Genomic DNA, 18,713 nt, shown 5'->3' on the forward strand with positions numbered 1-18,713 from the left:
CTAAATGGCTGACCACCCCACCAAAGACGAATTCATGCAAGCCGCCATCGACGAAGCCCGCCTGGGCCGCTCGCAGGGCGGCATTCCCATCGGCTCGGTCCTCATCCGCGACGGCAAAATCGTGGGCCAGGGCCACAACAAGCGGGTGCAGGAAGACAGCGCCATCAAACATGGCGAAATGGACTGCCTCACGAACGCCGGCCGCCAGCGCACCTACCGCGACACCGTCATCTACACCACGCTGATGCCGTGCTACATGTGCGCCGGCACCATTGTGCAGTTCAAAATCCCGAAGGTCATCGTGGGCGAGTCGCGCACGTTTGGCGAGTCCCGCGCCTTTCTCGAAAGCCACGGCGTAGAAGTAGTCGACCTCGACCTGCAGGAGTGCGTCGATATGATGGATGAATTCATCGCCGCCGAGCCCACGCTTTGGAACGAAGATATCATGGAGCTATAAAAGGCCGAATTATATACTCATACGGGCCGGTTTAGCCATTTCTGGGCACACCGGGCCATTTCAAAGCAAATTTCAGAAAATTATATTATCTTGACAGTAAGCAAGGTGAGTAAACACTTACTAATAGTGAGTCACTACTCAATGCACTTGGGAGTCTGCCACATTACCTTTGCTTCACTACTACGAAACACGTCACCTGATTTCCTGGTAGTCAAATTCCCACGTTCTGTTAACCAGATGAACTCCCACCCCGTCTGGAAACTTTTGTTGATAATCGGCTAGCCTTCGTTCTAGAAGCTGCTACTTCCCGATTTTCAACGTATTACAGCCGGCTAAGTCGAACACTATTCGATTTGGCCGGCTGTATTTTTTTCAAGCGCGGTCACTGGTCGAAGCACTGGCGGCACCAAACTGCTGGAGCAATGTCCTCCCTAGGTGCTGAGGCACAGGGGGAATAATCGCTGCTTTTTATTCCGGTACCGGGCGCGGCAAAACCCGGCGGTGTGATTGGCATGGCACTGCTTGAACAGTTGTTGGACCGAACGCGGCAACCCAGAAGCCCGCAGCGTCGATTCAGCCCACCTGGTTGCTGCCAATGCCCGCAAATGCCTGCCGCAAGCACTAACTTGCCGGAGCTATTTGCCCCAATACCGGCCAGAAGCGCATTTTTTGGCTACTTAAGTTATCCGATTCGGCCTATGACCAGTCATTCTAAAATTGAACAATCGGCCTTGCAGCTGTTCGGCGAAAGAGGGTACGACAATACCTCTACCCTGCTGATTTCCCGCAGTGCCGGCGTGTCCGAGGCCTTGCTTTTCAAGTACTTTATCAGTAAAGAAAAGCTTTTTGAATACCTGATAAAGCAAGGCTTCCGGCGCATCGTGGAAGCCAACCGGGGCATTTTGACGGAGAAAAACCCGCGCGTGCTCATTGAAAACGTCATCGACCTGCCCTATAAGCTGGTGCACGACGAGCCGGACTTCTGGAAGGTGCAGGACAAGGAGTTTAACAAGCCGCTGGTGCAAAAATATTTTCAGCGCTTCATGAGCCCGATTGATAGTTTGCTGAAGCAGGCCTTTGTCGACCTCGGGGAGGAAAACCCATCCATGAAAACCCTGGAGCTGCTGCTGCTCATCCAAAGCCTGTGGCGCAACCTGCTGTACGAGCACGACGACAACCTGCTCCACATCGGTCACTACCTGAAGCAGACTTACAGCTAGCGCAAAGTAGGCTGGGCGCCTGGCAGCCCGCCCCGAAACCGGGTGTTACGGCCACCAGTTGGCCTGGCCTGGCAGGAGGGGCAAAATTTATTTAGCGTCTGGCTTGCAGTACCTTGCCGTTGATATCAACGGCAAGGCAAGCACCAAAGAATGCATGAGCAGCGGCTGTTCACCGGTATTACATCTGCCGGCCCCAATTTTACGTTGGTAATGTGCTAACTACCGCGTCTGCTCATGTCTCACCACGCCGTCCACCGCTTGCTGCGTCCCCTGCTGGTCTGGCGGGCGCGCCACATCAGCGAGCGGATGTACATGCTGCTTCTGAGCGTGCTGGTAGGCGCCGCGGCGGGTTTGGCGGCGGTATTGCTCAAAACGTCCGTGCACTGGGGCCAGGAGATGCTGCGCATGGGGATTTCGGAGCCCAACCGGGTATTTGCGCTGTCGCTGTACCCGGTGATTGGCATCACGCTCACGGTGCTTTTCACCAAGCTTTTTCTGGGTGGGCAGCTGGGCCGGGGCATTGCGCCCATCATCTACAACACGGCCCGCGAAGCCAGCGTGGTGCCGCGTTCCAAGCTGTATTCGCAGCTGATTACGGCATTTCTCACGGTCACCTTTGGCGGGTCGGCGGGCACTGAGGCCCCAATTTCAGTGACGGGCGCGGCCCTGGGCTCCAATGCCGGCCGGGTGCTGCGGCTCGACCGGCGGCGCCGGCGCCTGCTCACGGGCTGCGGGGCGGCGGCGGGCGTGGCGGCCATCTTCAACTCGCCCATCGCAGGGGTGCTGTTCGCCGTCGAAACCATCCTGATGGAGCTGCCGGCGCAGTATTTCATTCCCTTGCTGATATCGTCAGCCACGGCTACGGTGGTGTCGAAAGCCTTGTACGAGGGCCAGCCGTTCGTGCTCATCACCACCAGCTGGCCCGTCGATGCAGTGCCTTTTTATATCCTGCTGGGTCTGTTCACGGCCTTTTTCTCCGTGTATATGATTCGGACCTATCATTGGTTCGACCATTATTTTGAGCGTTGGCCGGGGCTAAACTGGCGCAAGGTGCTCATTGGTGGCGCCGGGCTGGGGGGGCTGATATTCCTGTTTCCGACCCTGTATGGCGAGGGCTACAACACCGTGCAGCTGCTGCTGGGCGGCCACGCCGAGCGAATTACCGACGGCAGTATTTTCTCCGTTTATCAGGATAATAACCCGTGGCTTCTGCTGGTGCTGGTGCTGTTTAGCATGATGCTGAAGGTGGTGGCCACCAGCATTACGGTGGGCAGTGGCGGCAACGGCGGCATGTTTGGCTCGTCGCTGTTTGCGGGGGCGCTGGCGGGTTTTTTCTTCGCCCGGCTGATTAATCTGAGCGGGCTGATTCATATTCCGGAGGTGCATTTTGTGGTGTTGGGCATGGCTGGCACGCTGGCCGGCGTCATTCACGCACCGCTCACGGCCATTTTCCTCATTGCCGAAATCACGGGTGGCTACGCCTTGTTCGTGCCGCTGATGGTGGTAAGCAGCTCGTCGTACCTCATTACCAAGTACTTTGAGCCTTACTCCGTGTACACCCGCAAGCTCACGCTGAAAGGCGTGGACGTGTACGCCAATCGTGACCGGGGCCTGCTGGCCCAGCTTGACCCGCGCAAACTGCTCGAAACCGATTTCATTCCGGTGCGGCCCAACACGACGCTCGGCGAATTGGTCGATATTTTTCGGCACTCCTCGCGCAACCTCTTTCCGGTGGTGGCGGCCGGCGGGCGGCTGCTGGGCGTGGTCACCCTCGATTCGGTGCGCGACGCCCTGTTCGATGATGCCCATTATGCCACCACCAGCGTGCGCGAGCTCATGAAGCCCGCGCCCGCCGTGGTGGGCCCGGCCGATGATTTGGAGCACACCCTCACCTTGCTCGACCGCCACGGCGCCTGGGCCCTGCCCGTGTGCGAGGAAGACGGCCGCTACCTGGGCTTCATCCTCAAATCGGCCATTCTGGCCCGGTACCGATATCAGCTCATTCAGGAAAGCGAGGCGTGATTTCAGTGAGCAGTTAACAATGAGTAGTGAGCAGTCTGCACGCCGCTTCGGTATGGGGCAGTTTACTTTGTGGATTGCGAACTGCTGATTATTCATTACTAACTGCTCACCGTTAATTGTTAACTGTCATAATCGGCGGCGGACCCGCCGGCCTGCTGGCGGCCCAGCGGCTAGCTGAAGCTGGCCACCGGGTGCGGCTATTTGAGGCGCAGGCCACTGTGGGACGCAAGTTTTTGGTGGCCGGGCACGGCGGCTTCAACCTGAGCAATGCGGAAGAATTGCCGGGTTTCGCCAGCCGCTACGGGGCGGAAGAAAACCGGTTTCAAGCCTTGTTGCGGCACTTTTCGCCGGATGACCTGCGGGCCTGGGCCGCCGATTTAGGCATCGAAACTTTTGTGGGTACCAGTGGGCGCATCTTTCCGGTGGCCGCGCACAAACCGGCGGACTTGCTGCGCGCCTGGTTGCAGCGACTGCGCGAGTTGGGGGTTGAAATCAATACCCGGCACCGCTGGCTGGGCTTTGTGGGTGCCACGGGCCTGCGCCTGCGCGACGAAAACCCCGGGCCCGACGCGGGCCGTGAATTCGTGGTGGAGCCGGCTGCCACGGTGCTGGCCCTCGGCGGGGCCAGCTGGGCCAAAACCGGCTCCGATGGCGCGTGGGTGCCACTGTTGCAGGAAATAGGGGTGGCGGTGGTGCCCTTCGCCCCGGCCAACTGCGGCGCGGAGGTGGCGTGGTCGGCGTTTTTTCAGCAGAAAGTCGGCCGCGCTCCGCTCAAAAACATTGCCCTGCGGGTGAACGACGGAGCGGCGGTGCGCGGCGAAATCATGCTGACCGAATACGGGGTGGAAGGCACGCCCGTGTATGCCCTGACTCCGCAGCTGCGGGCGGCCCTGGCCCGCGGCGGGCCGGCGGTGCTGCACCTCAGTTTGAAACCCGACCTACCCGCCCCTGCCCTCACTGCCCGGCTGCAGCTGCCGCGGGGCAAAGCATCTTTCCCCGACTTCCTGAAAAAAAACCTGCACCTGGGGCCGCCGGTGCCCACCCTGCTGCGCGAAGCCCGGCCCGACCTGCCAACTCAGAACCCCGAGGAGTTGGCGGCGCTGCTGACGGCCATGCCGTTGCCCGTAACGGGCCTGCGCCCGCTGGACGAGGCCATTTCAACGGCTGGCGGCGTAGCGTTTTCAGCGGTGGATGAACACCTGATGCTGCGGCAGCGGCCGGGCACCTTCGTGGCCGGCGAGATGCTGGATTGGGAAGCGCCCACCGGCGGCTACTTGCTGCAGGGCTGCTTCAGCACCGGGGCGTGGGTGGCGCGGGCCATCGGTTTGCCGGGCGCGGGAACGGCGGGAAAGGAGTAAGCAACGCTGCGCGGAACTTACTTCTGGCTTTTTACCGCTTTTTCCTTTTCTTCGGCTTCGCGCAAAATCTGGCGGGCTTCGCCGAGCAGGCGGCGGCCGGGGTTCAGCTCGTCGCGGGCAATGAGGGCGAAGAGCAGGAAGAACGACGCCAGCGGCAGCAGCCAGCCCAGGGCAAACCACAGCCAGAACGACCGGCCCCGGCTGTGCGCGCAGTAGCCGGTGAGAATCGGGATGAAAGAAATGGCCACCGCCATCACGAACAGCATGTCGACGAAGAGCATAGGCTTGGCGAGGTTAGCGGGGAGAGGGCGCGACGGCTACGGCGGGCCGAAACGGGAGTCGAAGATACAAATTTATGAACAGGCCATGAAGCGCCCAACGAGGAAATTTGTTTCGTTTCGCCACTATCCGACCGTTTTTTCCGTAGTTCGGCCTGAAGTCGGGCCCGCAGCGGGGTCCGGCCGTCCTGTACTTGCCCATGTGGGAACACCAAAGCCTGTTTCGCGTCTCCGCCCAGCTCTTCGCCGAAGGGGTTTTTAATCTGCTTGACCGCAGCCTGCGGCCCGAGGTTTTTCTCCTGGGTTTCGCCTCGGCCAAAGAGGGCGACGAACCCGAAGCCGTGGTGCTGGAGCCCACGTCCATCCGCTACTCGCCCACTGACTTCCAGCAGGTAAAGGCCAAAGCCGCCACCCTCGAAGCCAACGCAGGACCCCAGGGTTCTGTGTACCACTTGCACCCCAACGACCACGACCGGTCCGAAAAGCAGCACTGGTACGAGTTGGTGTGCCAGGCCACTGAAAGCACGCTGAACACCATTACGGCCGCCCGCCACGAAAACCGGCGCTCGTTCTGCTCGGTGCCCGTGAGCCTGCAGGGCTACCTCGTGACGGTGGTGCTGCAGCTGGCGGCCGACTGCTACGACGGCTACTACGCCCTGCCCAAGCCCGCGACCGGCCGCCCGTCTAACCTGCCCCACGCGGCCACGCTGGAGTTTTTGCACGACTGCTCCCGCGCCCTGCGCGAGGCCGACACGGCCGACAACGACCAGCCCGTGCTCGACCGTGACTACAACGAGCTGCTGCGCTCGGCCGGCCGCCGGCTGATGCTGCGCGTGGCCCCCGCCGGCACCCACGGCCTGTACGATGCCTGCAACGGCGTGGCCGCCCTGCGCCACGAGGGCGACGAGGGCATCGGGACCATGCTCGTGAGCCGGCGCCTGCACCCGGCCGTGGTGCCCGTGCTCACCCTGGAAACGCCCGTGCCCATGCGCGACCACCGCTCCATCCGCAAGCTGCTGGAGCTGAGCGAAGGCCACACCGCCCTGATTTCGGACGCCTCGCACGTGTTCGGCCTGGGCCAGCTGGTGCCGGAGTCGGACTCGCAGTACGAGCCGCTGGTGACGGTGCATTTCACCAACCACTACAGCTGGGAAATAAGCCACGCCGGCCACATTCTCATGCGCGTGGTGAGCAACACGCCCCGGCTGCCGCAGGGCCGCGTGGCCGCCGACAACTTCGCCCGCATCATCCGCATCGTCTTCCCTTCGCTCGACGCCGATAGCACCGATTACCTCTGGGACCTGGCCCAGCAGGCCACCACGCAGCCCACGGGCACTATTCTGGTCATCACCCCCGGCGCGGCCAACGAAGCCAAGCGCCTCACCCGCCAATGCTTCCGGGTGGTGCCGCGCATCATGACGCCTTCCGTGCTGCGGCTCGTTACGAACATCGACGGCGCGGTGCTCATCGAACCCAACGCCATGTGCCACGCCATTGGGGCCATTCTCGACGGGCTGGCCACGGAGAAAGGCGATTCATCGCGCGGCTCCCGCTACAACGGGGCGCTGCGCTACGTCAACAGCAGCAAATACCCCATGCTGGCCGTGGTGGTGAGCGAAGATGGCTGGATTGACTTGCTGCCTTCGTAACGAGACGCAGACGCTAGCGCATTTCCACCCGGGGAGCGGCTGTGATGAGGTCTAACAACAGCTGGCAGAGGTCGGCCTCTTCGTACGGCTTGGTCAGGCAGGCGTTCATACCGGCCGCCAGGTAGCCCGCCCGGTCGGCGGCAAAAGCATTGGCCGTGAGGGCAATGATGGGAATGGCCGCCTTGGCCGCATTGGGATGCGCCCGAATGGCGGTTGTTACTTCCACTCCGCTCAGGCCTGGCATCTGAATGTCGAGAATGGCCGCGTCGTACGTGTGGTCCTGCAAGTGGGCCAGGGCATCGAGGCCGTTGCTCACCGGCTGCACCTGCACGCCCCAATACTCCAGCACGACCACAGCAATCCACTGATTGACCAGGTTGTCCTCGGCGAGCAGCACGCGGCGGCCCCGCAGGCCTTCGTAGGACACGCTGCCGGGAGCCGGCGGCTGTGCGGCAGCCGCTTCGCCGGGCCGGGCCAGGGTGAGGCGAAACGAAAACGTGGTGCCGGCGCCGGGCTCGCTGCACAGCCGCAGCACGCCCCCCATTTGGCTCACCAGCTGCTGGCTGATGCTCAGGCCCAGGCCCGTGCCGCCAAAACGGCTGCTGGTTTCGGCACTGGCCTGGGTGAAGGCTTCAAAAATGTGTTCCTGCTGCTCGGGCGCGATGCCGATGCCGGTGTCCGTCACCCAGAACCGGAGGGTAAGCTCCCGGGGCAGGTCGCGCAACACCTCCGCCCCGAGCCGGACGCTGCCCTGCTCGGTAAACTTGATGGCATTTGAGAGCAGGTTGAGCAGCACCTGGTGCAGCCGGTACGCGTCGCCGAGCACGCGTGGGGCGGCGGTGCGCAAGGGTTCGACGGTAAACTGCAGCCCTTTTTGCGCGGCCAGCGCCGCCACGGTCTGGCCGGCCCCGTGCAGGGCCACGGCCAGGTCGAAGGGCGCGTAGTCGAGCTCCAGGTGCCGGGTGGTGATTTTGGCCATGTCCAACACGTCGTTGACCAGCGCCAGCAGGTGCCGGCCCGCGTGCTGCATGGTGCTCAGGTATTCGCGCTGGGGCGCGGTAAGGGACGTTTTTTGCAACAGGCTCGCCATGCCCAGCACGCCGTTGAGCGGCGTCCGGATTTCGTGGCTCATGCGGGCCAGGAAAGCTTCCTTGGCCTGGGCATTTTCGTCGGCTTCCAGTTTGGCTTGCCGCAGCTCCCTTTGCGCCAGCACCCCCACGGTCACATCGTACCCCGAAGCCACCACGTAGGGCGAGCAGCCCTCCTCGGCCACCTGATACGTGTAGTACTGCAGGTAGCGCTGCTCGCCGGCGCTGGTTCGCATCATAATCAGGCGGGCCTGCGGTTCCCGGGGCGTGATGCCGTCGAGGTAGCCCTGCAAGGCCGCATGACTCTCCGGGGGCAGGATTTCGCGCAGGTGCCGGCCCACCAGCTGCGCGGCGGGCACGCCCAGAAGCCGCTCAATGGCCGGGTTCACCGAAAGCACCAGGCCTTGCAAGTCGTGGGTGCAAATCAGGGCCTGCGAGTAATGCACCAGGTCGCGGTACTGTTTTTCGCGGCGTTCCAGCTCCTGGCGGGCCTGCTTGACGGCGGTAATATCGGTGCTGATGGTCAGGATTTCCACCTGCCCGTCGGCCCGCACCATCGGGCGCTTGTGCACCTGGTAGTACAGCATTTCACCGGAGTCCATGGTGAAGGGCAGCTCCACGGTCAGGGCCTGCCGGGTGGTCCACACCTGCTGGTTCAGGTCTTTTGCCTGGTGCCGCTCGTTCAGAATCACGGGGTTTGGCCCATCGGCGCGGTGGTGCGCGCTGCGCGCGAGGGCCTGGTCGTAGGCCTTATTGGAAAACGACACGTTGCCGCCGGGGTCCACCACGTACAGCACGTTGGGCAGGGTGTCCACAATCTGGCGGATGAAGGCCTGCTGCTCCTGCAGCTGCTCCTGCACTTTGTGCTGCAGCTTTTCGGCCGTGTAGCGGGCCGTGATGTCGATGCCCGAGCCCACCACCAGCCGCAGGGAGCCATCGGCGTTGAAAACCGGCCGCAGGTGGCGCAGCATCAGCTTGGGGCGCTGCTTGGCGTCGGTGCGCATCTCCTCCCACGACACATCGGTGCGGGTGCGCACGGCCAGGTCGAAGTATTGTTCCCGCTTCTCGGCCACCCCGGCGGGCTGGTGCCGCTGGCGGAGGGCAAAGTATTCGGCGTTGTTCAGGCCGATGATTTGCTGGCGCACCGCCGGGTCCGCAATCGACGAAGGATTGACGAACAGATACCGGTGTTCGGCGTCGAAAATGGCCACGTCCACCGGGAGCAGGTTCAGGATGGATTCGTAGAACTCCTGCTGCCGGGCCGCCTTTTCTTCGGCCTGTTTCCGCTCCGAGATGTCGACGCCGCAGCCAATGACCCGCAGCTCGCCGTTGGGCCCCGTCATGGGCCGAAACCGCATTAATAAGTGCTGCTGCCCGGTGCTGCCCGAGCTCATTTCCTCCCACTCCACTTCCCGCTGCTCCCGCACCGCCTCGGCAAAAGCGGCGCTTCGCCGCCTGGCCATGCCCGACGGGCGCTGCCGGTAGTGGCAGGCCTCTTCGTTGGTCTTGCCAATCATCCAGGCGCGGATGACGGGGTCGGGCTCCACCGCCGGGTTGAGAAACAGGTAACGGTGTCCGGCATCGAAAACGGCCACCCGCGTGGGCACCTGCTCCAGCACTCCTTCGTAGAAAAACCGCTGTTGGGTCAGGCGTTGCTCGGTTTGCTGCCGCGCCGTAATGTCGGTCAGGTACAGCGTCACAGAATGATGGTCGGGCATGGCCACCGCCGTGCACAGAAAGTGCTGCCCGGCCAGCGCCAGCGCCTGTTGGTGCTGCGCCGGCGTGCGCAGGGCCGCCTGCACCAGGGGCAGCAGGCCACCTGCTGCGGCCAGGACTTGCAGGAGCGGCTCCGCGGCCGGGTTGGCGTAGAGGAGGTCGCCGGTGGCGGCCAGGCGTAGAATGGGGTTGGGATTTTGCTGGGGGATGAACGCCAACGTGCGAATCTGCGCGTCGCGCAGGTGGCGGTCCGTCACGTCGCGGTAGCAAATCAGCCGCCCCGCCTGCACGGCATCCAGCACCAGGTAGTCCAATTCCAGCATCCGCCCATCGGCGAGCACAAATGCTTCGTGCAACACGGTTTGCCCCGCCGCATTCAGCGCCTCAACGCGTGCTTTGAAGGCCGCAGGGTCTTTGAAAGCTTTGCTGATGGAAACGGCCGCCGGGGCAACGGGCGCGCCGGCTTCGGCCGGCGCCACGGGCCGGAGGCCGAACAGCTCCCAAAAATGCTGGTTGACAAACCGGATTTGCCCCTCCTCGTCAACCTGTACCAAGGCTTCCCGCGCATTCTGCACGAGGGCCGTGAGCTGGGTATGGTGGCGCAGGGCGCTGCTGGCCGTCGTCGCCAGCTGTTGTTCGAGTGCCACAATGCGGGCCTGGGCCGCGAGCAGCGCGGCTTCCGCCTGGGCGCCACGGGTGCGCTCGGCTGCCAGTTGCGCGGCCCACTCGGCGTCGGAAGAAGTGCGCTCGGTACTCATGGCCAAAGGCAGAAATGGGCAGCAGAGTGGGAATACCCGGCAGTGGAAACATGCTGCCAGGCAAGGAATTTGAATGATAAACTCCTCTGTTCACAAAGAAAATACATTTATCGGCATTGCCCAATCCCGCGCTGCACTTGTGCAAGGCAGAACTGTACTATGGTTTATAGGCCTATACGAGCAGGCAGGCCACGGGCCGGCCGGGGCCCTTATCCGTTCACCGAGCCCATCATCGCGGCCGGGTAGCGGGGACCGGCGGCGGCCCCCTGGGGGGCAATTTCGTTCAGCTGCGCCAGCTCTTCCTTGGTCAGCTGCACTTCCAGCGCGCCCAGGTTTTCTTCCAGGTACTGCACGCGCTTGGTGCCGGGAATGGGCACCACGTCCTCGCCCTGGGCCAGCACCCAGGCCAGGGCCAGCTGGCTGGCGGTGCAGTGCTTTTGCTGGGCCAAATCGTTGATTCGGGCCACCAGGTCGAGGTTTTTCTGGAAGTTCTCGCCCTGGAAGCGGGGGGTATTGCGGCGGTAGTCGTCCTCGGCCAGGTCCTCAAACCGCTTGATTTGCCCCGTCAGAAAGCCTCGCCCCAGCGGCGAGTACGGCACAAACCCCACGCCCAGCTCGCGAATGGCCGGCAGAATCTCGTCCTCCGGGTCGCGGCTCCACAGCGAGTATTCGGTTTGCAGGGCGGCAATGGGGTGCACCGCCACGGCCCGGCGCACGGTGGCCGGGGCGGCCTCGCTCAGGCCCAGAAAGCGCACTTTGCCTTCTTCGACCAGCCGGCTCATGGCGCCCACCGTGTCCTCGATGGGCGTGTTGGGGTCCACGCGGTGCTGGTAGTACAGGTCGATGTAGTCGGTGCCGAGGCGCTTGAGGCTGCCTTCGCAGGCGGCGCGCACGTACTCGGGCCGGCCGTTGATGCCGCGCCTGGTGGGGTCGGAGGGGTCGCGCTGGATGCCGAATTTGGTGGCCAGGATAATGTCGGCGCGCCGGCCCTTAAAGGCCTGGCCCACCAGCTCCTCGTTTTTGTAGGGGCCGTACATGTCGGCCGTGTCGAAGAAGGTGACGCCCAGGGCCAGGGCGCGGTGCAGGGTGCGGGTGCTTTCGGCATCGTCCTGGCCGCTGTAGAAGTCGGACATGCCCATGCAGCCCAGGCCCAGGGCCGAAACAGTGAGGCCGGAGCGGCCGAGTTGGCAGGTGTTCATAACTGATAAAATGGGTGAGCTTCGAAAGAAAGTGCGGGCACCGCTTGTTGTACAGTACGTGCCGCCTGTTAAAACAGTACGTGCCGCCTGTTAAAACAGTACGTGCCGCCTGTTAAAACAGTAAACAGTACGTGCCGCCTGTTAAAGTAGTACGCGCCAGGGTTCCAAAGCGGCCAAACCACCTTTGATTTTGCAGACTTTTTCCTAATTCCCGCCACGGGCTTCCTTACTGTCGCCACGCTTCTCCCTACTGTCGCCACGGCTTTCCAAACTGCCGCCTCACCTCCCCAAACTCCCGCCCCACCCTTGCGCACTGCCGCCCCGGGTTTCCTCACTGCCGCCACGCCTTTCCGCACTGCCGCCGTGCTCTTCCTCACTGCCGCCACGGGTTCCCTAACCCAGGATTCACCCTGAAAACCCCTCGCCTCACCTTTCCTCATCCCCGCCTCACCTTTCCCTCACGCTTGCCGGCCGTACCTTTGCCCCGTGAAATTCTCCCTCAAAAACACCCTGCGCGTAGCCCTCACGGCCCTGGCCCCGGCGCTGGCCGCCTGCCCCTCCCCCACCAAGCCCATCGACGAGCGCGGCCCGGCCTCGCCGGCCAGTGCCGCCGAAATGGTGCTCATGGCCCGCCACGACTCCCTCATGGCCCAGACCAGCCAGCTCTACGAGTTCAAGAGCAAGCTTTCGGGCTACCACTCCCAGGCCGTGGCGCCCTACATCCACGGGCTGCTGGCCGCCGATGCCGCCATGATGAGCTGGATGCACCAGTACAAAGCCCCCGACACCACGGCCGTGCCCGCCACCCGCCTCGCCTATTTCCAGCAGCAGCAGCAGGTGCTCAATGCCGTGCAGCGGCAGTACCGCGCCACCCTGGACTCGGCCACCCGCTTCACCACCGAGCACCCCGCCGCCGGGGATGTGCGGCCCACCCCTTCCAACTAACCGCCGCCATGCTGCTCCACCGCCTGTTGCTGCCCGTCGGGGCCGCCCTGTTCCTTGCCGTCACGGCCTGCACCGCGCCGCCCAAGCAAGCCGCCCAGCTGCCCATCATGGGCGAGCGCGACGTGCGCCCCCGCGCCGATGGCGGCCCCGCCGACACGGTGTTTGCCACCGTGCCCCGCTTCCGCCTCACCGACCAGGCCCGGCAGGTCATCACCAACCAAACCTTTGCCGGCCGGGCCTACGTGGCCGATTTCTTCTTTGCCACCTGCCCCGGCATCTGCCCCAAAATGCAGGGCGAGCTGCTGAAAGTGTACACCAAATTTGCCGCCGATAAGCGCGTGGTGTTCCTCTCGCACACCATCGACCCGGCCCACGACACCATTCCCGTGCTCCGGGACTACGCCCAGCGCCTGGGCATCACCGACGCCAGCCGCTGGCACTTTGCCACCACCGGCGCCCACGGCGAGCCCACGGCCAAAGACACCGTGTTCCAGCTGGCGCGGGCCTACTTCACCGCCGCCCTCCCCGACAAGCAGGCCCCCGGCGGCTTCGCCCACAACGGCACCTTCGCCCTCGTGGACGACCAGGGCCACATTCGCGGCCTCTACGACAGCCTCAACCCCAAGGAAGTGGCCCGGCTGATTGAAGAATTGCCCATCCTGCTGGCCGAAATCGACAGCCGCAAAGCAGTGGCCGGGAAGTAGGGCGCGGAGTAAACAAGAACGTCATGCGGACCAAGAACGTCATGCCGAGCGCCGCGAAGCATCTCGCGTGCAATACTAACCCAATCGTTGAACGATGCGAGCAAGATGCTTCGCTACGCTCTGCATGACCGTGTTTTCCATGCCCTTCCGTCACCTCCTGCCTGGTCTTTTGCTGCTCCTGCTGCTCCCCGGCTGCTTCAGCAACAACCGCCACCAGGGCGAGAAGCTCTACGCGAAAAACTGCGCCGGCTGCCACGGCGACCAGGGCCAGGGCCTCGCGCGCCTCATCCCGCCGCTGGCCGGCTCCGATTTCCTCGCCGACCACCGCGCCCAGCTGCCGTGCCTGCTGCGTAACGGCCAGAACGAAGTCATCGTGGTGAACGGCGTGGGCTACCACAACATCATGCCCGGCAACAAGGCCCTCACTTCGGCCCAGATGACCAACCTGCTGAATTTCATCGAAAGCCACTGGGGCAACGAGGCCGCGCCCCGCACCATTCGCGACGTGCAGCAGCAGCTCGACGCCTGCCCCGCGCCGGGAGCCGCGCAGTAGTACGGGGCATACGCCAACTAGATGCTTAATATTCTGCGGAAGTCCTACGATTGGTTTACCACCCCACGCGAGATGCTTCGCTCCGCTCGGCATGACGCGCTGCTCCGCTCAGCATGACGTCCTTTTTTCCTGCTTCCAATCCCTCCCAACCCCATTTTTTCCGTAGATTGCACATCCAAAACCATTCGCATTCTTCTCCTCCATGGGCCTGTTTGACTTCCTGAAAAATAAACCTGCCGACGCGGCAGCTACTCCGACTACCCCCGCCCCCCCGGCGCCCGCTACTCCCGAAAAGGCCGCCGGCGGCCCCCGCTACCAGGGCTCCAAATTCACGGCCCCGGCCGAGCCGGACACCCCGGTGCCCACCTACCAGATTCCGGAGCCCGAACCCTTCCCCTTCGAGCCCGAGAACGTGCTGGAGCAGCTGCTGCTGCTGGCCGCCACCGATGAAAACGCCCGCCCCGCCTTCTACCAGGCCCTGCTCCAGGAGGAAATCCTCATGATTCTGGCCCCGATGGAAGGCATCGAGCCCGGCGAAGTGACCCTCGCCGAAGGCCAGGAAATTCAGCTCCAGATTCTGGCCGATGGCAAGCTGCCCATCTTCTCCTCCCCGCCCCGCCTCAGCGATGGCGGCGTCGACAACGGCCCGGTGAGCTACGTGCGCATCCCCGGCCACGCGTTTTTCAGCATGGTGCAGGGCCAGGACTGCGTGCTGAACCCGTTCTCGCCCGCCGGCAAAATCCTGCCCAAGGACGAGCTGGCCGCGCTGCTGGCCGGGCAGCTCACCGGCCCGCTCTCCCCCGCCGGCGGCGATGCCCAGGTATTGCTCAGCCAGCCGGCCGAATACCCCCAGGCCGTGGCCGACGCCATTATCGCCTGGGCCACCGCGCAGCCCCACATCGAAGCCGCCTACCTGGCCCAGATGCAGCTGGCCAACAACCCCGACGTGCCCCGTCTGCTCCTCGCCTTCGTCAGCACCACCCCCGACCCCAGCTTCATGCAGGACCTCGGCCCCGTGCTCGAAGGCCAGACCAACGCCTTCCAGTTCGTGGATTTGATGCTCCTCGACTTGAATTCGGAAGAAGGCGTCAATCCATATTTCCGCACCATTGAGCCGTTTTATACAGCCGGATAACTAACCTCCTCCGCTGGCATTCGAAAGAACGTCATGCTGAGCGTAGCCGAAGCAACTCTGCCGCAGTAGTAATCCAATTGTATGGGTTGGTGTTGCGGTAGAGATGCTTCGGCGGCGCTCAGCATGACGTTCTTTTTTTCTCGGTTTCTTATCGCCCCGTCCTACCTTCCGTCCATGAAACCAGCCGTTCTCCTGCTCCTGGCGCCTTTCGCCGCCTTCGCCCAAACCAAACCCGCCGCCCTGCTCCCGCCGGCCGACCCCCAAATCCAAAAGCTGGTTGACGAAATCTCGGCCAAAAACCTCGAAGCCGACATCCGCAAACTCGTTTCCTTCGGCACGCGCCACACGCTGAGCGACACCCAAAGCCCGACGCACGGCATTGGCGCGGCCCGCAACTACGTGCGCGATGAGTTCCTGAAATACAGCAAAGCCGGCGGCGGCCGCATGACCGTGGAGATGGACACCTTCACCATCAAGCCCGACGGCAAACGCATCAACAAGCCCGTGCTGATGGCCAACGTGCTGGCCACCCTGCCCGGCACCGACCCCACCGATACCCGCGTCATCCTCGTGAGCGGCCACATCGACTCCCGCGTGACCGATGTGATGAACGCCACCGCCGACGCGCCCGGCGCCAACGACGACGGCTCCGGCACCGTGCTGGTGATGGAGCTGGCCCGCGTGCTGGCCGGGCAGCAGTTTCCGTGCACCCTTAAGTTCGTGGCCGTGCAGGGCGAAGAGCAGGGCCTCTACGGCTCCGGCCACCTCGCCGAGCGCGCCAAGAAAGAAGGCTGGAACCTGATTGCGATGCTCAACAACGACATCGTGGGCAACTCCCACGGCTTCGACCCCGAAATCAGCGACGCCACCCAGGTGCGCGTGTTCAGCGAAGGCGTGCCGGCCAACGAGACGCCCGACCAGGCCAAAATCCGCCGCCAGCTCAGCTCCGAGAACGATGCGCCCAGCCGCCAGCTGGCCCGCTACATCCAGCGCGCGGCGCAGCTCTACGGCCACGGCCACAAAGTGGCCCTGGAGTACCGCCCCGACCGGTTCCTGCGCGGCGGCGACCACACGCCCTTCAACCAGCAGGGCTTCGCCGCCGTCCGCTTCACCGAAATGAACGAGGACTACACCCACCAGCATCAGGACCTGCGCACCGAAAAAACCCGCTTCTACGGCGACGTCATCGATGGCGTGGATTTCACTTACCTGCGCCGCAACGCCGGCATCAACCTCGCCACCATGGCCGCCCTGGCCCTGGCCCCCGCCGCCCCCGCCCAGGTCGAAGTCCTCACCGCCAACCTCACCAACCGCACCGAGCTGCGCTGGCAGGCCCCGGCGGCCGGCCCCAAGCCCAGCGGCTACGTCGTGCTCGTGCGCGAAACCAGCGCCCCGCAGTGGCAGCAACGCTTCCCCGTGGCGGGCCTCATGGCCGACCTGCCCATCAGCAAAGACAACTTCATCTTCGGCGTAGTGAGCGTGGATGCCGCCGGGCACGAAAGCGTGGCCGTGCTGCCGGTGGTGGGACGGTAGGTTGATTCAACTAACAACGAAATTGCTTCACTGAATACACAATTAATAAACACTCTTTATATGGAAGACTCTAATTCAAATAAAGGCATGTTCGAGGTTGAATACAACAGAATAAAGAGTTTCCATCTACAGGCTGATTACTATAGAAATTATCTTAACAAAACCTTGAATTTTGAATTTCAAGAAGTAACTAAAGATGCAGCTCAAGCTTATCTTAAAAAGGTAATTGGCAGGACAATCAGGAAGATGACAACAGGCGCTGATGTTATTGCTTTGATTTCTGTAATCGGCGAGCTTGTCAAATCAGAAACCGATGGCAAGTGGTTTCTGATTGAAAGACACGAAATAAACAAGGTTGTTTATGAGCCTAATATTCTGACTTCAGAAGGCAACGTTTATATGATTAGTGGTAGAATTGTGGGAATGGTTAAATGGAAGGTTTCGCGTCTTGACAACGTATTTATTGATGTTCATTCAAAAATAACTATGCCCATAAAATGGGATAATTATTCAAAATACAGAGAGACTATTATGCTGGAATAATGTATTAACTGTCTGCTAAACAGGAAATTTTTCTCTCAGCAAGCAGTCTTATTGTAATTCCTCGTCGCCAGCAGCGATACATCCCCAAAACCTCACCAGCCCCCACCCCACCATGTCGCTGTTCGTCATTCTCCTTGTAATTGTTGTCATCCTCCTCTCCGGTATTCGCGTGGCGCAAGAATACGAGCGGGCCCTGGTGTTTCGGCTGGGCCGGTTCACGGGGCTGCGCGGGCCGGGTATTTACTGGATAGTTCCATTTATCGAGCGCCAGCAGACCATTGATATTCGCACCAAAACCGTGGATTTGGAGCAGCAGGAAACCATTACCAAGGACAGCGTGACCATTAAGGTGAACGCCGTGCTCTGGTTTCGGGTGGTGAACCCGGCCGATGCCATCATCAAAGTGGCCAATTTCAACCAGGCGGTTTACCAGCTTTCGGTCACGGCCCTGCGCAACATCATCGGCCAGCACCAGTTGGATGAGGTGCTGCGCGAGCGCGCCGCCATCAACACGTCGCTGATGCAGATTGTGGACGCGGCCACCGAGAATTGGGGCGTGAAGATTGAGCTGGTCGAAATCAAGGACGTGGAAATTCCCGAATCCATGCAACGCGCCATGGCCCGCGAGGCCGAAGCCATTCGCGAGAAGCGCGCCCGCATCATCAAGGCCGAGGCGGAACTGGAAGCGTCGATTAAGCTCACCCAGGGCGCTTTGGAGATGGAGAAAAGCCCCATTGCGCTGGAATTGCGCCGCATGCAGATGCTGTCGGAAATCGGCATCGACAACAACACCACGACCGTTGTGCTCATCCCGTCAGAATTCACGAACGCGGCCAAAAGCTTCTCCCAAATGGTGAGTCAGCAGCCCGCCGCGCCGCGTGAGTAGCTGTTTCGGCGTTCGGCAAATACGTTTTTCGGGCGCTTGAGCTTGGAGGAGAAATGCGAGGATTTGGCCCCGTTCTACAAGTTGAATATTGTAGAACGGGTAATAGCCAATGCCTTCCTGGCACAATTCCTTTTTCTCAGGCTATTATAAAAATAACATCACCTTTCTTCCTGGCTATTTTCCTGGCCTGCGGCTCGCCGGCCGCCGCCCGGTGGAACCCCAACTCCGCCCAAAACCTGGCCGTGCGCGACGTGGCCGGGGCGAGTGAGGTCACGCCGCGTACTGCCCCGGCCTCCAATAGCGGCACCGCGACCTGACCGGCCGGCTGGTGCAGCAGCTGGAAATCAGCGCCGTCGGCTCCCTCACCGTGGCGCTGAACGTGCCCGAGCTGGCCGCGGGCATGTACTTGGTAGAAACCAGCGTAGCCGGCCAGCCCTGGCGGAGCCGCTGGGTGAAGCCCCGAGCCTATTAGCAACCACCTGGTGCCGGGCAATTAAACGCCCCCGCAACACAAGTTACGGGGGCGTTTAATTGCCCGGCACCATGGAAAATCAGTGATTTATAAAATCCTTTATTTTTCTGCTTACCACTTACTAATAAACGTCTTAATAATTCTAAAACTGCTGGACAAGGGTCTAGTAATTCAACCTTTTTCGCGGAGGGTTGGCA

16 protein-coding genes are annotated in these 18,713 nt (G+C 62.2%); 13 read left to right on the forward strand and 3 right to left on the reverse strand.

The window, feature by feature from the left end; genetic code table 11:
* Positions 1-4 precede the first annotated feature (4 nt).
* The 4 genes from J4G38_RS06590 (at position 5) to J4G38_RS06605 (ending at position 5,057) form a co-directional block, all read left to right on the forward strand.
* Positions 5-457, forward strand: a complete 453-nt coding sequence (locus J4G38_RS06590; RefSeq protein WP_210515840.1) for a nucleoside deaminase — start codon at positions 5-7, stop codon at positions 455-457.
* Between the two features lie 698 nt (positions 458-1,155).
* A complete protein-coding gene (locus J4G38_RS06595; protein WP_210515839.1) occupies positions 1,156-1,677 on the forward strand; it encodes a TetR/AcrR family transcriptional regulator in 522 nt (173 codons plus the stop codon).
* A gap of 234 nt (positions 1,678-1,911) precedes the next feature.
* Positions 1,912-3,699 carry a chloride channel protein gene (locus J4G38_RS06600; protein ID WP_210515838.1) on the forward strand — a complete coding sequence of 596 codons (1,788 nt, stop codon included), beginning with the start codon at positions 1,912-1,914 and terminating at the stop codon, positions 3,697-3,699.
* Positions 3,700-3,815: 116 nt separating this feature from the next.
* Positions 3,816-5,057 carry a BaiN/RdsA family NAD(P)/FAD-dependent oxidoreductase gene (locus tag J4G38_RS06605; RefSeq protein WP_210515836.1) on the forward strand — a complete coding sequence of 414 codons (1,242 nt, stop codon included), beginning with the start codon at positions 3,816-3,818 and terminating at the stop codon, positions 5,055-5,057.
* A 17-nt stretch (positions 5,058-5,074) separates the two neighbouring features.
* Here the strand turns inward: J4G38_RS06605 and J4G38_RS06610 are convergent, their stop codons facing one another.
* Positions 5,075-5,338, reverse strand: a complete 264-nt coding sequence (locus tag J4G38_RS06610; RefSeq protein ID WP_210515834.1) for a hypothetical protein — start codon at positions 5,336-5,338, stop codon at positions 5,075-5,077.
* 197 nt (positions 5,339-5,535) lie between these two features.
* Between J4G38_RS06610 and J4G38_RS06615 the strand changes: the two genes are divergently transcribed.
* Positions 5,536-6,984, forward strand: a complete 1,449-nt coding sequence (locus J4G38_RS06615) for a diadenylate cyclase (RefSeq protein ID WP_210515832.1) — start codon at positions 5,536-5,538, stop codon at positions 6,982-6,984.
* A 13-nt stretch (positions 6,985-6,997) separates the two neighbouring features.
* Here J4G38_RS06615 and J4G38_RS06620 read toward each other — a convergent pair whose 3' ends face one another.
* Entirely contained in the window at positions 6,998-10,546 is a 3,549-nt protein-coding gene (locus J4G38_RS06620) for a PAS domain S-box protein (RefSeq protein WP_210515830.1), read from the reverse strand.
* A gap of 209 nt (positions 10,547-10,755) precedes the next feature.
* Positions 10,756-11,745, reverse strand: a complete 990-nt coding sequence (locus tag J4G38_RS06625) for an aldo/keto reductase (RefSeq protein WP_210515828.1) — start codon at positions 11,743-11,745, stop codon at positions 10,756-10,758.
* Between the two features lie 486 nt (positions 11,746-12,231).
* Between J4G38_RS06625 and J4G38_RS06630 the strand changes: the two genes are divergently transcribed.
* From J4G38_RS06630 to J4G38_RS06665, 8 genes are all read left to right on the forward strand, one after another.
* Positions 12,232-12,690 (forward strand): hypothetical protein, encoded by a 459-nt coding sequence (locus J4G38_RS06630; protein WP_210515826.1) that lies wholly within the window; start codon positions 12,232-12,234, stop codon positions 12,688-12,690.
* An 8-nt stretch (positions 12,691-12,698) separates the two neighbouring features.
* Positions 12,699-13,394, forward strand: coding sequence for an SCO family protein (locus J4G38_RS06635; protein WP_210515823.1), 696 nt, complete (start codon positions 12,699-12,701; stop codon positions 13,392-13,394).
* 139 nt (positions 13,395-13,533) lie between these two features.
* Entirely contained in the window at positions 13,534-13,947 is a 414-nt protein-coding gene (locus J4G38_RS06640; RefSeq protein WP_226163211.1) for a c-type cytochrome, read from the forward strand.
* A 202-nt stretch (positions 13,948-14,149) separates the two neighbouring features.
* Positions 14,150-15,082 (forward strand): enhanced serine sensitivity protein SseB C-terminal domain-containing protein, encoded by a 933-nt coding sequence (locus J4G38_RS06645; protein WP_210515819.1) that lies wholly within the window; start codon positions 14,150-14,152, stop codon positions 15,080-15,082.
* Positions 15,083-15,256: 174 nt separating this feature from the next.
* On the forward strand, positions 15,257-16,615 hold the full coding sequence (locus J4G38_RS06650; protein WP_210515817.1) for a M20/M25/M40 family metallo-hydrolase: 1,359 nt from the start codon (positions 15,257-15,259) through the stop codon (positions 16,613-16,615).
* A 60-nt stretch (positions 16,616-16,675) separates the two neighbouring features.
* The gene (locus tag J4G38_RS06655) at positions 16,676-17,158 is read left to right on the forward strand and encodes a hypothetical protein (RefSeq protein WP_210515815.1); all 483 of its coding nucleotides are present in this window, start codon (positions 16,676-16,678) and stop codon (positions 17,156-17,158) included.
* 112 nt (positions 17,159-17,270) lie between these two features.
* Positions 17,271-18,044 (forward strand): slipin family protein, encoded by a 774-nt coding sequence (locus J4G38_RS06660; RefSeq protein WP_210515813.1) that lies wholly within the window; start codon positions 17,271-17,273, stop codon positions 18,042-18,044.
* Between the two features lie 328 nt (positions 18,045-18,372).
* On the forward strand, positions 18,373-18,516 hold the full coding sequence (locus J4G38_RS06665) for a hypothetical protein (RefSeq protein ID WP_210515811.1): 144 nt from the start codon (positions 18,373-18,375) through the stop codon (positions 18,514-18,516).
* Positions 18,517-18,713: the final 197 nt, after the last annotated feature.

Origin of the sequence: Hymenobacter terricola, from assembly GCF_017921975.2 — a bacterium.
In the GTDB taxonomy this organism is placed as follows: Bacteria; Bacteroidota; Bacteroidia; order Cytophagales; family Hymenobacteraceae; genus Hymenobacter; species Hymenobacter terricola.